Annotated in this window: 9 protein-coding genes; 2 read left to right on the plus strand and 7 right to left on the minus strand. The window is 65.3% G+C overall.

Features of this window, described 5'->3' with window-relative positions; translation table 11 throughout:
* Positions 1-201: 201 nt before the first annotated feature.
* Complete coding sequence (locus tag AC51GT_RS14575) at positions 202-1,464, plus strand: hypothetical protein (protein WP_496322721.1); 1,263 nt, start codon at positions 202-204, stop codon at positions 1,462-1,464.
* Positions 1,465-1,482: 18 nt separating this feature from the next.
* On the opposite strand, the gene AC51GT_RS14580 is transcribed toward AC51GT_RS14575, so the two are convergent.
* Positions 1,483-2,091 (minus strand): TetR/AcrR family transcriptional regulator, encoded by a 609-nt coding sequence (locus AC51GT_RS14580; RefSeq protein ID WP_496329225.1) that lies wholly within the window; start codon positions 2,089-2,091, stop codon positions 1,483-1,485.
* A gap of 120 nt (positions 2,092-2,211) precedes the next feature.
* On the opposite strand from AC51GT_RS14580, the gene AC51GT_RS14585 reads away from it, so the two are divergent.
* Positions 2,212-3,831, plus strand: coding sequence for a DHA2 family efflux MFS transporter permease subunit (locus tag AC51GT_RS14585; RefSeq protein WP_496322723.1), 1,620 nt, complete (start codon positions 2,212-2,214; stop codon positions 3,829-3,831).
* A 2-nt stretch (positions 3,832-3,833) separates the two neighbouring features.
* On the opposite strand, the gene AC51GT_RS14590 is transcribed toward AC51GT_RS14585, so the two are convergent.
* The 6 genes from AC51GT_RS14590 to AC51GT_RS14615 all read right to left on the minus strand — a co-directional run bounded on the left by AC51GT_RS14590 (position 3,834) and on the right by AC51GT_RS14615 (position 14,096).
* A complete protein-coding gene (locus AC51GT_RS14590; protein ID WP_496329226.1) occupies positions 3,834-5,345 on the minus strand; it encodes a flavin-containing monooxygenase in 1,512 nt (503 codons plus the stop codon).
* A gap of 34 nt (positions 5,346-5,379) precedes the next feature.
* Positions 5,380-6,498 carry a PDR/VanB family oxidoreductase gene (locus AC51GT_RS14595; RefSeq protein WP_496329227.1) on the minus strand — a complete coding sequence of 373 codons (1,119 nt, stop codon included), beginning with the start codon at positions 6,496-6,498 and terminating at the stop codon, positions 5,380-5,382.
* Complete coding sequence (locus AC51GT_RS14600) at positions 6,495-7,370, minus strand: metal-dependent hydrolase (protein ID WP_496329228.1); 876 nt, start codon at positions 7,368-7,370, stop codon at positions 6,495-6,497. The genes AC51GT_RS14595 and AC51GT_RS14600 overlap by 4 nt, the downstream gene beginning before the upstream one ends.
* 24 nt (positions 7,371-7,394) lie before the next feature.
* Complete coding sequence (locus AC51GT_RS14605; RefSeq protein ID WP_496322727.1) at positions 7,395-9,188, minus strand: SDR family oxidoreductase; 1,794 nt, start codon at positions 9,186-9,188, stop codon at positions 7,395-7,397.
* A 152-nt stretch (positions 9,189-9,340) separates the two neighbouring features.
* Complete coding sequence (locus AC51GT_RS14610; protein ID WP_496322728.1) at positions 9,341-10,594, minus strand: pyridoxal phosphate-dependent aminotransferase; 1,254 nt, start codon at positions 10,592-10,594, stop codon at positions 9,341-9,343.
* A 232-nt stretch (positions 10,595-10,826) separates the two neighbouring features.
* Complete coding sequence (locus tag AC51GT_RS14615; RefSeq protein ID WP_496329229.1) at positions 10,827-14,096, minus strand: (Fe-S)-binding protein; 3,270 nt, start codon at positions 14,094-14,096, stop codon at positions 10,827-10,829.
* Positions 14,097-14,212: the final 116 nt, after the last annotated feature.

Raw genomic sequence — 14,212 nt, forward strand, 5'->3', positions numbered from 1 at the left:
GGCAATCGCCGACCGATGGCGGCGTCCGGTGCAACAATGTTCCGTGGTTCGAATGACTCGAGTCACACGGCAGATGCCGTCAGCTGATCTGACCACATAGCGCACAGTGGCCGGTCCCGAAGGCGACAGTGACAGTGACTCGGGGCAGAATGGCGACCGACAACGTTCGCAAAGGTGTGTCGGTCACGGCGGGGGGCAGTGGTGGATCACGATCCGGGAGAGGCGCTGGCACCTGGCCGGGTGGTCTGGCTGGACGCGGCGGTCTTCGCGGATATCCGGGAGATGCTGACCTCCACCCTGGGCGTACTCGGGCCGGCATTTGTGCTGATCGACCTCGACGACGGCGGTCTGCGCGGCGCGGCCGTGGATGCCGAGACCGGCCAATGCCTCATCGAACTCAACGACAACACCCTGCACTCGGCATCCTTCGATCGTGCGATGGCCGACCACCTGGTGCGCACCGGCAAGACCGCGATCCCCACAACCACCGAATGGGCCCGTGAGCTGGTCGGATTGATGGCGCAGGCGAGGGCGCTGCTGGGCAACTCCGAGGCCGTCTTCGTGATGGGCGAGCAGGACGTCGGCCTGCTCCGGGTCAACCGGGCAGATGTGGAAGAGGCCCTGAATCCGTCGGCGGTCCGGGCGACCAGTGTGGCCCGGTCGGTGTCGTTGGCGTCGCCGATCCCGATCAGTGCAGTGGTTGTGATGTCCCAACACGTCGAATGGCCGGGTCTGCTTGCCGAGCTGTCACAGGCTTTCGATGGACAGGTGCCGGTACTGCCGATGCTCACGACGCCGGAACCGGCCCGCGAGGGCAAGCATTCACATTCGGCAGCGCAGCGCGACCTCACCCCGGTCGCGGTGCCGCCCACGACTGCGGTGCCGCCCACGACCGCGGTCACAGCCCCGTCCCCGGTTTATGTTCCGAAAACGCGGAGCGAGCCCACACCGATGCCCGTGCAGGCGACGGAACCCGTGACGACCTCCGATCCGCTCCCGGACCCGCTGCCCGAACCCTTTCCCGGACCGGTCACCGAGCCGGCCCCGGTGTTCGATGCGCGGGCAGCGGAGCGTCGACGCAAACAGAATCGACTGGTGATGGCGGGCGCGGCAACAATCGCTGCGGTGATCGTGGCCGGCGGGATCACCGCGGCCGTCGGTCCGTGGCGGGAGGACACCACCGGCCTGGAATCCCAGCGCTACCTGACGCCACCGGCCACGAGCGAGAGCGCCACAACCACCACCAAGGCGCCGGCAACCACCTCGACGAAGCCGTCCACCCCGCGGTCGGCGTCCGTGGTCCCGCCGATCGACACGGCGGCCGCGCTCGGCCCGATCGTCGTCTACACCGCGCCGCCACCACCGCCGCCGCCGCCGACCACGCGGCGTGCCACCCCACCACGCCCGAGGCAGAACACGATTCCCAATCCGATCCCTGGGCAGCCCCCGATCGTGCTGCCCTGACGATTCTGGCCATTACGGCTAGGGCGCGACGCCCCGGCCGATCAGGTCAAGGGTCTGTTCGTAGACGAGGGGCCAATGCGAGTTGGTGCCGGCAGGCCCGCCGCCGTCGAACTCACGACTGTCGAGCTCGAGGCTGACGGCGCCGTGCACGCAGGCCCAGATCTGCAACGTCAGGATCATCGGATCGCCGGCCCGGATGGTCCCCGCGGCCTGGCCGTGCCGAACGATCTCGGTCAGCGCATACAGCGCGGTGTCCGCGAGATCACCTTCCGGCTTGCATTGGCCGGAGAACATCAGCCGGTACAGCGTGGGCGACTGCAGGGCGAAGTCGCGGTACGCGATCCCGGAATTGCGGAGCCGGGCTCGCGGGTCGGAATCGGCTGTACCGCCGACCATTGCGCGTAGCCGCGTGAACCCTTCGGTGACCACTGCGGTCATCAGGCCGGCCTTGCCGTCGAAATGGTTGTAGACGCCCATGGGTGCAACGCCGGCCTCGGTCGCCACCGCCCGAACCGTCAACCCTTTTTCGCCGTGTTCATCGAGGACGCGCAACGCCGCGGCGAGGAGCAATTTGCGCACGTCACCGGCCGGAGTTCTTGTTGCCGGTCCCGATGGTCTGACAGCCACGACGTCGATCCTTTCACAGCGGTTCTGGAAAAACCCTTGACACCTTTGTAGCACAGTGTTCTTCTTGAGTAGAACAGTGTCCTACAACAATAGATCAACCTTCTACTCGAGGAGCTTCCGATGAGTGACCGAACCTTGGTTGAGCCGGCGACCTCGCCGGCAACCGACAAGCGTTGGTGGGCACTTGTTGCCCTCTGTGGCGCGGTGCTGTTGGTGATGATCGACAACACGATCGTCAACGTGGCACTGCCGACCCTGAGCCGTGACCTCTCCGCCGACAACTCCGGTCTGCAGTGGGTCGTCGACGCGTACACGTTGACCTTTGCGGGTCTGCTGCTGACCGCGGGCCACTTCGCCGACCGCTTCGGCCGCCGTCGACTGCTGGTGATCGGTGTGCTCGGGTTTGCCGCGGTGTCGGTCGTTGCTGCCACATCGGAGACCCTGGGCCAGCTCATCGCCACCCGGGCCGGTCTCGGACTGTTCGCCGCGATGGTGTTCCCGGCGACATTGTCGCTGCTGATCGGACTGTTCCCCGACCTCAAGGAACGCGCGATCGCGGTCGGGATCTGGGCCGGTACCTCCGGCATCGCGGTGGCGATCGGGCCCGTGCTCGGTGGCTGGCTGCTCGAGCATTACTCCTGGTCCTCGGTCTTCTGGGTCAATCTGCCGATCGCGGCGGCGGTGCTCATCGGTGTCGCGCTCGCGGTGCCGAGCGGCGGCAAGGCGCAGCCGGGCCCCTTCGACGCAGTCGGCGCATTCACGTCCATCGCCGGTGTGTCGCTGCTGGTGTACACCGTCATCGAAGGGCCGAACCACGGCTGGGGGTCAGTCACCACGATTGTCGGATTCATCGGCGCGGCAGTCATTCTCGCGCTGTTCGTGCTCCGGGAGCTGCGGGCGACGCACCCGATCCTCAATGTCCGGCTCTTCGCCAACAGGCACTTCTCGGTCGCTTCGGGTCTGATCGCGGTGGCGTTCTTCAGCCTGTTCGGATTCATCTTCCTGATCACCCAGTACTTCCAGGCGGTCAAGGGATACGGCCCCCTGTCGGCCGGCCTTCACACACTGCCCTTCGCGGTGGTGATGGCGGTCTTCTCGCCGCTGGCAATGATCTTGGCGCGGCGCCTCGGTCCCGGCCGGGTCGCGGCGCTGGGCTCGGCCACGATGGCAGGCGGGTTTGCGCTGGTCCTACTGGCCGGTCGGGACGCGTCGTACTGGGGCCTGATCATCTGGTCGATGAGCTTGATGGCAATGGGACTCGCGCTGGTTCAGGGCCCGGCGACCAACATCATCACGAACTCCTTGTCACCGGAGCAGACTGGCGCCGGATCGGCGGTCAACGACGTGACGCGGGAGATCGGCGGAACACTCGGTGTGGCAGTTCTCGGCTCGATCCTCGCCTCGATGTACACCACCGAGATCGGAACACAACTCGACAATGTGGGTCTGCCGCCGGAAGCCGTTGACGCAGCGCAGAACTCGGTGATGGCCGGCGTTCAGGTGGCGTCGGAGGTAGGCGGGGCGCCAGGCAGGCAGATCCTGCTCACCGTCCAGGATGCGTTTGTCGACGGGCTGCACACATCGGTCATCGCAGCGATCGCCGCCGCCGGGCTCGCGGCACCGATCGCCTGGTTCACGCTGCGCGGCAAGCAACTCGGCGACGCCGTGGTGGCCGACGTCGTCCCGGACGAGGACGCAGTGGACGGGGAGACGGTGGCCGAGGATGCGGCGACCCGCTGAACTCAGGCCGAGTATTCGTAGCCGTGCTTGAGGGCCTTGCGCAGTGAGAGTGCCGACTCGATTCGGGTGGTCGGCCGGAGGTAGGGCGAATCGCCCTGGGCGTTGATGTAGTACGTATTCGACCCGGCGCAGCGCGGACTTGCAAAGACCGTGCTGCGCACCTTCTTGCGCATCTTCTCTACGAAGTCGGCGGTCTGCGTGTCGGTGACGCTGACCCGCGACGAACCCGACGCAACGGCCTTGGCGACCACCTGCACCGCATGGGTGACGCACAGGTCGATGGTGTCGAACCACGAGAACCCGATGACGCCGTACGGTCCCGGAGCGAGGAACAGGTTGGGGAAGCCCGGAACGGTGATGCCCTCGTAGGCGTGCATCCGTTCCGATTCCCAGGTCGTCGCCAGATCTTGGCCGTCGATCCCGCTGATCTGGTAGGGCAGGTCGAAGATCTTGAAGCCGGTCGCCAGGATCAGGGTGTCGATCTCCAGGTTGCGACTATCGGCGAATTCGATTCCGGTGCTGGTGATCCGGCTGATCGGTGCGGTCTCCAGATCGACGTTGTCCCGGTTGAACGTGGGGAAGTAGTCGTTGGAGAACGACGGACGCTTGCACGCGTAGCCGTAGTGCGGGGTGAGCTGCTCGCGTAGGTGTTCGTCCTTCACCTGGCCGCGCAGATGTCGCAGACACAACTTCTCGACGCCACGGGTGATGGCCGGTAGTTGTTTGTTGTAGACGACGCCGACCGTTTCGGCGATCTCGAAGGTGGAGTCGATCAGGAAGCGGGGCAGCAGTTGAAGTTTGGGAATGCGGCGGTAGATGCCCCGCACCAGTCCGGGGACGGGCGCGTTGGGCTTGGGCAGGACCCAGATCGCGGTCCGTTGCAGGACCGTCAGGTGCTCCACCTGCGGTGCGATGGTGGGGATGATCTGGATCCCGGTGGCGCCGGTGCCGATGACAGCGACCTTCTTGCCGGTCAGGTCGTAGTCGTGGTCCCACGACGCCGACCGCAGGACTTTGCCCGAGAAGCTCTCCAGGCCCGGTAGATCCGGGGTGGCCGGGGTCGACAGTGCGCCGTGGCAGGAGATCAGGAACCGCGCGGTGACCGTGTCGCCCGAAGCGGTGGTGATGGTCCACAGATCGGTGGACTCATCGAAGTCGGCTGCGGTGACCGGGGTTTCGAACCGGATATGCCGGCGGATGCCGTAGCGCTCGGCGATGTCGCGGGCGTACTGCAGCAGCTCGGCACCGGGGGCGAAGACCTGCGACCAGTCGGGATTCAGTGCGAACTTGTACGAGTAGGTGACCGAGGGTATGTCGACCTCGACACCGGGATACTGATTGGCGAGCCACGTGCCACCGACATCATTGTTGCGGTCGAAGATGACGTAGTCGTCGATACCGCGTTCCTGCAACTTGATCCCGGCCGCGAGGCCACCGAAACCGGCGCCGATGATTGCCACGGTGTGATCAGGTGCGGCGGTGTGATCAGGCTGTCGCCGTTCGGCTGATGCCATGGGGGTCTCCTGGGCTGGGATCGGGTCTGGACTTTTAGAGGTCGAGCCGAAGGTGCTCGCCTGCGGCGCGCGATACGCAGGTGAGCATCACGCCGGCATCGCGTTCGGGTTCGGTGAGGATGTTGTCGCGGTGCTCGACGGTGCCTTCGAGTACCCGCACCTTGCAGGTTCCGCAGAAGCCCTGCTGACATGAATAGGGGACCGACGGTAGCTCCCGGCGGATCGCGGCCAGAGCGGACTCCGTTGCACTGACCGGTATCCGGTGATCGCTCGAACGGAGACTGACCGTGAACGGCCTCCCGTCCTCCACCGGGGGCGGACTGAACCGCTCGAAATGGAGCTCGACGTCGCTGCGTCCGAGCAATTCGGTGCGGATCGCGTTGAGCATCGGCGGCGGACCGCAGCAGTACACGGCGGTTCCGGGCTCCATCGTCCCCAACAGGTCTGTGGCACCGGGTAGTCCGTGCCGGTCGTCGGTGCGGATCGTGACCCTGTCGCCGTACTCGGCGAGTTCCGAGAGGAAAGGCAGCGAATCGGCACTGCGGCCGGTGTAGACCATCGACCAATCCAGGCCGAGACGCTGTGCCGCGCCGAGCATCGGCAGAATCGGAGTGATCCCGATACCGCCGGCGATGAATCGCAGGTTCTTTGCCGGAGAACCATGGCCGGGTGCGGCAAGCGGAAATGCGTTGCGCGGACCCTTGATCCGGACAGTGCTGCCCACGCGCAGGGTGTCATGGACCTCGATCGACCCGCCACCGCCGTCCGGGATCCGCCGGACGGCGATGCGGTACCGATGGCGGTCGGCAGGGTCTCCACACAGGGAGTACTCCCGCATTCGGCCCGACGGCAAGAGCAGGTCCAGATGTGCCCCGGCGTACCAGGGCATCAGTTCACCGCCATCAGGTGCGGCCATGGTCAGCGCGACCACGTTGTTGTCGTGGGCGACGACCTCGCGACCGACGACCTCCAGGGTGGTGACCCCACCGGTCTGATCGGGGATGTTCAGGCGGGTGAACCTGCCCCACAACGGAAACCAGACCTTGCCGATGACGTCGGCAATCCGCATCGCGGGATCATGCCGGTATCGGCCCCGCAGATGTGGCGGCGCGGCGGTCATGGTGGTGGTGTGCTCGAGGTGATGCTGATTCATTTGTGCGCGGCCCTTGCTGCCGGCGACGACGCGAGGTAGGCGACGGCCTGTGCCGTGGATCCGACCTGCGTGGGGCGGAACGACGGTTTGAAGTAGGTGAAGGTGGCCAAGATGATCGACCGCACGGTGGGTAGCAGACCTCGGCGCGCGCCCCGGAAATATCCGACCATCGTCTTGGCGTAGCCGATCTTGCCGGTCGGATCATTGACGGCCAGGAACCGGGTGCCCCGGTGGATCACGAACAGCAGAGCAGGCAGCACGGCCAGCATCGCCCGGCCGCGCTTGAGGTAGCTGTCACCGAAGTAGGTGGCCACGTCATGGGCCACTTCGCGGTGCTCGACCTCCTCGGCGCCGTGCCAACGGAAGAGATCCGTCATCGCCGGGTCGGCGTTGCACTCGGTCCAGGTGTTGTTGAGGGAGAAGTCGCCCAGGATGGCGGTGTAGTGCTCGATGGCCGCGATCAACCAGAGCCGCTCGATCAGATGTTTGTGCCGCACATCGGCATCCGGGTGTCGGGATGGTCCGAGTACCTTGCGGAACACCCACTCCATCTGCCTCTGGAAGGGGGTGGGATCGAAGCCGCGCGCCTCCATGAATTCCCACAGCACCCGGTCGTGGGTCTCGGCGTGCATCGCCTCCTGGCCGATGAACCCGCGCATCGCCGCGGCGAGTTCCTCGTCCCTCACCAGCGGCAAGGCCTCGTTGTACGTCTGGACAAACCAGCGTTCCCCTTCGGGGAGCAGCAGGTTGAGCATGCTGACCACGTTGGACGGAACCGGATGATCCGGAATCCAGTGCAGCGGTGTGTCTGTCCAATCGAACTCGACGTTGCGAGCGTGGAGTTCGACCGGCCCCGTATCGAAGTTGTACATCTCGTCCTCCCGAAGATGTCGGCGCTAGAAGATCTTGGCGCGGGCGAGCCGGCGTGACAGCCCGGGAACAAAGCGGTAGATGCGGTAGCCGACCTTTGCTTCGATGGTCACCGGAACCACGGCCTTGTTGTCGGTGATGGCCCCGAGGATCGCGGCCGCGACGCGGTCGGGGGTGTAGCCACGCCGCTTGTAGCGTCCGCTCATCTTGTCTTGCCACTGCTTTTCGATATCGGCTGCAGCACCTGCGAATTCGGTGGTCGCGACGATGTTGGTGTCGACGATGCCCGGGCAGATCGCCGACACGCCGATGCGGTGCTCGGCCAGTTCGGCGCGCAGCGATTCGGAGAACATCAGGACCCCGGCTTTGGTGGCGGCATAGCCGCCCATGCTGTGCTGCGGGGTGAAGGCCGCAGCTGAGGCCAGGTTCACGATGTGTCCGCCGAGGCCGCGTTCGACCATCTTGCGACCGAAGACCCGGCTGCCGGTGATCACACCCATCAGGTTGATGTCGACCAGACGTCGGATCTGTTCGTCGGTGGCGTCGAGAACGTGCCCGGCGAAGCCGATTCCGGCATTGTTGATCATCACGTCCGCGATGCCGTGGGTCTTCGTGATCCGCTCGCCGAACTCGGTGAAGGCGTCGGTGTCGGCGACGTCGAGAGCATAGGCATGTGCGATGCCGCCGGTGGCGGCGATGTTTGCGGCGGTCTTCTGGGCGGCGTCGAGGTCGATGTCGGCCAGGACCACCTCGGCGCCGTTCTCGGCGAGGAGATAGGCGGTTTCGCGTCCGATGCCGCTGCCGGCCCCGGTGATGACTGCGAGTTTGCCGTTCATCGATCGATGGTCGCCCTGTTGGCGGGCTCGCGCGATGGCGGGCGACATCTCTGCTCCCCGGATCGATTCGATGAATTGCGTTGCGACGTCGGCCAGATATCCCGGATTGGTGTAGGGCAGCCAGTGTCCGGTGGGAGTGTCTTTGCGCCACAGCTGTTCTGCGAACTTGTGGGTGTTCGCGAAGATGGCCTTGCGTAGCGCGATGTCCCGGGTGTTGACCACCTCGAACACCGGAACCCTGGTGCTGCGTGGGTCGGGATTGGCGATCCGGTCACGGATGTTGGCGCGGTAGTAGCGCAGACCGGAGATGGCGTCGGCGCGGAATGTGGGTGCCAGGGTCATGTTCGCGGGATCGGTGCCCTCGATGCCGGCCAGGAACCGATGCCAGACCGGGGCGTGCAAACCGATGCCGAACAGTACCTTTGGCACCACCGGTAGCTGGAAGACGACGGTATATGCCGACGACAGGGCTTGGGACATGCCCTGTGCCAATGACTTCGGAGTCGGATGACTCAGGCGTTCGTGCGCCCACAGGCCGAGGTGGTCGAGGTTGGGGCCGGACACCGAGACGAACGATGCGATCCGCTCCTCGGCATCGGGCGTGGTGACGGCCTCCCAGGTCTGCACCGAACCCCAGTCGTGGGCGACAACGTGAACCGGGCGGTCGGGGCTCACCGCATCGATGACCGAAAAGAGGTCCGCGGCGAGTTCGGGTAGCCGATACGGCGCATCACCATCCGGGCGGTCACTCTCGCCGTACCCGCGGGTGTCGTAGGCGACCACGTGATAGCGCGATGCCAGCTCTGGCGCGACCTGCGTCCAGAGGAGATGGGTGTCGGGCCAGCCGTGCACCAGAACGACGGTCGGCCGGTCGAACGCGGACTCGCCGAGCTCGAAAACCGCCAGCCGGACACCGTCGCGGACAACATCTTGCCGGCGCCATGAGATCGGCGACGCGGACGTCTCATCATCGATAGCGGTCATCAACTCCCCTTTGAGTTCGCCGTGATGCATTAGACGTTACCAGCAGTCACATATAAATCAAGAGCCCGTGACCTGCAGAAACCCACCAGAAATAGCCATACCCACCAGTTGTGGCTGGTGGGTATGGCTGAACCGGGTGGGGCCTTGGCGGGCTACTGCTTGTAACTGGCCAGGAAGTTGCCCAGGCGGTCGATCGCGTCGACCAGGTCGCGGGACCAGGGCAGGGTGACGACCCGGAAGTGGTCCGGACTCGGCCAGTTGAAGCCCGTTCCCTGGACCACCAGGATCTTCTCGCGCAGGAGCAGATCGGTGACGAACTTCTCGTCGTCATGGATCTCGTGCACTTCCGGGTCGATCTTCGGGAACGCGTAGAGCGCGCCCATCGGCTTCACGCAACTGATGCCGGGGATCTCGTTGAGCTTCTCCCAGGTGACATTGCGCTGTTCGAGTAGCCGTCCGCCGGGAAGGACCAGCGCGTCGATGCTCTGGTAGCCACCGAGCGCCACCTGGATTGCATGCTGGCCGGGCACGTTCGCGCACAATCGGGTCGAGGCGAGCATCTTCATGCCGTCGACGAAGCCCTTTGCGTGATCCTTGGGCCCGGTGATGGCGACCCAGCCGGCGCGGTAACCACAGACGCGGTATGCCTTGGACAGCCCGTTGAAGGTGAGGCAGAGCAGGTCCGGCGCGAGCGAGGCGATATTGATGTGCTTGGCCTCGTCGTAGAGGATCTTGTCGTAGATCTCGTCGGCCAGGATCAGCAATGAGTGCTTGCGCGCCAACTCGACGATCTCGGTGAGGACCTCGTGCGAGTAGACCGCGCCCGTCGGGTTGTTGGGATTGATCACCAGAAGGGCCTTGGTGCGCGGGGTGATCTTCGATTCGATGTCAGCGATGTCGGGGTTCCAGCCGTTGGCCTCGTCGCACGCGTAGTGGACGGCCTTACCGCCGGACAGCGCGGTCATCGCGGTCCACAGCGGATAGTCCGGAGACGGGATCAGGACCTCGTCGCCGTCATCGAGCAGCGCCTGCATCGTCATGGTGATGAGCTCGGAGACACCGTTGCCCAGGATCACGTCGTCGACGTCGAAGAAGGGGAAGTCGGGCAGCAGCTCGTATCGGGTCACCACCGCCCGGCGCGCCGACAGGACGCCCAGGGAATCGCTGTAGCCCTGCGAGTAGGGGAGAGCGTGAATCATGTCGCGCATGATGACGTCAGGGGCCTCGAAGCCGAACTGGGCAGGGTTGCCGATGTTCAGTTTGAGGATCCGATGGCCCTCTGACTCGAGGCGGGCCGCGTGGGCGGTGACGGGTCCGCGGATTTCGTAGGCGACGTTGCGAAGCTTTGCCGATTGTTCGAGGGGTTTCAGGTCGCGGTAAACATGCGAAACGTGTGGTCTGCTCACGTCTCTCATGGTGCCAGTACCGGGCAAGTGGGTTTCGGCCTGAGAGGGGTATTGCCTCGAACTCGTCGAATTTCTGTCCTCTGAGCCCCGGAAATTGCGGTTGGAACGGGCCCAGATGTCCGATTTTTCGTATCGAAAACGGTCGCGACCGCCGATTTGGCGTTGAACCTCGCCAAGACCGGCGGCCGCGACCGCGTTCAATGTGATGTTTCTTTAATTTTTACCCGGTCGGTCAGCTCTTGCCCGGGCGCTTCTTGCCGGCCGCGATGCCGAAACCTTTGGCCTTGGCCGGTCCGGTTTCGCTGAGTGTCCGCGCCTCACCGTTGGTCGACGGGGTATCCGCCGGCGCGGCATCCTGAGTGGACTCGGCCGGAGTTGCCTCGGGCTCTGTCGCCTCGGGTTCGGTCGCCTCGGGTTCAGTTGCCTCGGGTTCGGTCGCCTCGGGCTCGGCTGGTGCCGGCGCTGCCGCGGCGGGCTTCGGCGCTCCGGGACGTTTTGCTCCCGGACGCTTGGCCTTGCCTCCGATGGCCAGACCCTTCACCGGAACAGTGGGTTCCTTCGGGGCCTCGCTCACCGATTCGGTGGCAACTTCTTCCGGTGCGGCCTCGGCAGGAGCCGATGCCTCGGCAGGTTCTGCTGCAGGCGCCGCCGCGGGCTTGGCTGCCCCTGGCTTCTTGGCTGCGCCGCCGGGCTTGGGTGCTCCCGGACGCTTGGCGCCGCCACCGATGGCCAGACCCTTCACGGGTGCGGCTGCCGGCTTGGCCTCTTCGGGTGCGGCCTCGGCTGCCGGTGCCTGGGCAGGTTCTGCTGCAGGCGCCGCCGCGGGCTTGGCTGCCCCCGGCTTCTTGGCTGCGCCGCCGGGCTTGGGTGCTCCCGGACGCTTGGCGCCGCCACCGATGGCCAGACCCTTGGCCGCCGGTGCCGCGGTTTCGGTTGCAGCGGACTCGGCTGCCGGCGCCTCGGTTTCAGCCTGCGCCGGTGCTGCTGCTGCCGGCTTTGCCCCACCTGGTTTGGGAGCTCCGCCTCCGGGCTTCTTCGCGCCGCCGCCGATACCGAGTCCACCCGGCTTCTTGGCCGCGCCGCCGGGCTTGGGTGCGCCGCCGGGCTTCTTGGCCCCGCCGCCGATACCCAATCCGCCGCCGATCTTGGGCCTTTCGGCCGTGTCGGTCGAAGCGGTGGCCGCGGCAGGTGCAGCTGCCTTGACCGGCTCCGGTGCCTTCTTCTCTTCCGGCTCGATCGTCGGAGCCGAGAGACCGAGCGACGCGGCTCCGAGGAACCGTCCACCACGCTTGATCTCGGGAGCACCACGCTTGACGGACTCGAGGATCAGCTGGGCGACGTCGACGACCTCGACCTTGCCCTCGTTCTCGGTACCCGACGTCTGGGCGGTGACACCGTCGGTCAGCATCACCTTGCAGAACGGGCAACCGGTGGCAACCTTTTTGGGGTTGGTGCCCAGGGCCTCGTCGACCCGATCGATGTTGATGCGCTTGCCGATGCTCTCTTCCATCCACATGCGGGCGCCACCGGCGCCACAGCACATCGACCGCTCGCCGTGGCGAGGCATCTCCCGGAGAGTTGCGCCCGAGGCGGCCATCAGCTCACGGGGAGCGTCGTAGACCTTGTTGTGGCGTCCCAGGAAGCAGGGGTCGTGGTAGGTGATGTCCTCGTTGACCTCGGCGACCGGGATCAGGCGCTTGTCGCGAACCAGCCGGTTCAGCAGCTGGGTGTGGTGCACGACCTCGTACTTGCCACCCACCTGCGGGTACTCGTTGCCCAGGGCGTTGAAGCAATGCGCACAGGTGACGACGATCTTCTTCTTCTGCTGCGGAGCAGTGGCGAAGAGCTCTCCGAGCATCTCGATGTTCTGCTGCGCCAGCATCTGGAACAGGAACTCGTTGCCCGCGCGGCGAGCGGAGTCACCGGTACAGGTCTCACCCTCGCCCAGGACCAGGAAGTCGACAGCCGCGATGTCGAGCAACTCGGCGACGGCCTTGGTCGTCTTCTTGGCGCGGTCCTCATAGGCGCCGGCACAGCCGACCCAGAAGAGGTATTCGAAACCTTCGAAGCTCTCGACGTCCTTGCCGAAGACCGGGATCTCGATGTCCATCTCGTCGATCCACTTGGTGCGGTCCTTGGAGTTCTGGCCCCAGGGATTGCCCTTGTTCTCGAGGTTCTTGAACAGTCCGGCGAGTTCGGTCGGGAAGTCCGACTCGATCAGCACCTGGTAGCGGCGCATGTCGATGATGTGGTCGACGTGCTCGATGTCGACGGGGCACTGTTCCACACAGGCACCACACTGGGTGCAACTCCACAGCGTCTCGGTGTCGATGACAGCGCCGGTTGCGCCTTCACTCTCGCCGACGAGCTTGCGCTCGGCCTCGAGGCGGGCGGACTCGGGAATCGCGTCGAGCTTGTCCTGGAGGACGTTGCCGTCGGCGTCGACCAGGCCCACCTCGTCGCCGCCCAGGTCTTTCTTACCGCCGGCCAACAGGTATGGCGCCTTTGCGTTGCCGTGGTCACGCAGCGACATGATGAGCAGCTTGGGCGAGAGCGGCTTTCCGGTGTTCCACGCGGGGCACTGGCTCTGGCAACGACCACACTCGGTACACGTGGTGAAGTCGAGCCAGCCCTTCCAGGAGAAGTCCTCGATCTTGCCGGCACCGAAGGCGTCGACGTCGGGGTCCGCGGTCTCCATGTCGAGGACCTTGCCCCCGGAGATCATCGGCTTGGCGGCACCGAGTGCGACGCCGCCGTCGTCCTCACGCTTGAAGTAGATGTTGAAGAACGCCGCGAAGCGGTGCCAGGCGACGCCCCAGGTGATGTTGCGTCCGACGGCAGCGAGCCAGATCATGCCGCTCATCAGCTTGATCAGGGCGAAGACCGAGACCATCACCGCGCTCGCGGGCAGGAGCTTGGCGACCTGCATGGTGAAGAAGTCCGAGCCGGCGTTGGCGTGTCCGTAGGTGGCGATCTTGCCGGCCTTGACGAAGATCATGCCCAGGCCCTCGAGCAGGACGACGATCTCGACGAAGTACGCGGCACTGAAGTTGGAGCCGCCGAACCGGGACAGGCGCTCGGGTACGCGCGGGTGATTGAGCTGCCGGATGATGATCAGCACGATGATGCCGATCACGGTGCCCAGGCCGAGGATCTCGTCGAGGAGATGCCAGGCGAAGGTGTCACCGAACAGCGGCCAGTGGAACTTCGGATCGAACGTCTGTCCGTAGGCCTCGAACCACAGCAGTGATCCGAGCAGGAACCCGATCATCACCAGCCAATGCGCCCAACCGACGGTCCGGAACTTGTTCATCCGGGTGTGGGCGATGAACTCGACCATCATCGTCTTGAAGCGCGGGATGAAGGGGCGCCAGCGATCCGGGGCCGGCTGACCCTTCATGATCGTTCGGAAGATGCGGCTGACTCCGCGAAGGAATAGGGCCCAACACACGAGGCTCAGGAGCGCCCCGATGGTTCCCAGGGTGATCGTCGTGGCATTCACGGCGTCTCGACCTTTCTATAACCGAACTTCCCGACTTCCGGTGTATGTATCCCGAAACAGAAGGCGGGCGTTCAACGGGCTGGCAGTACACAGCGCAGAGCACACGCAGTGTTCTC

The sequence above is a fragment of the Williamsia sp. z34 genome (assembly GCF_059553395.1).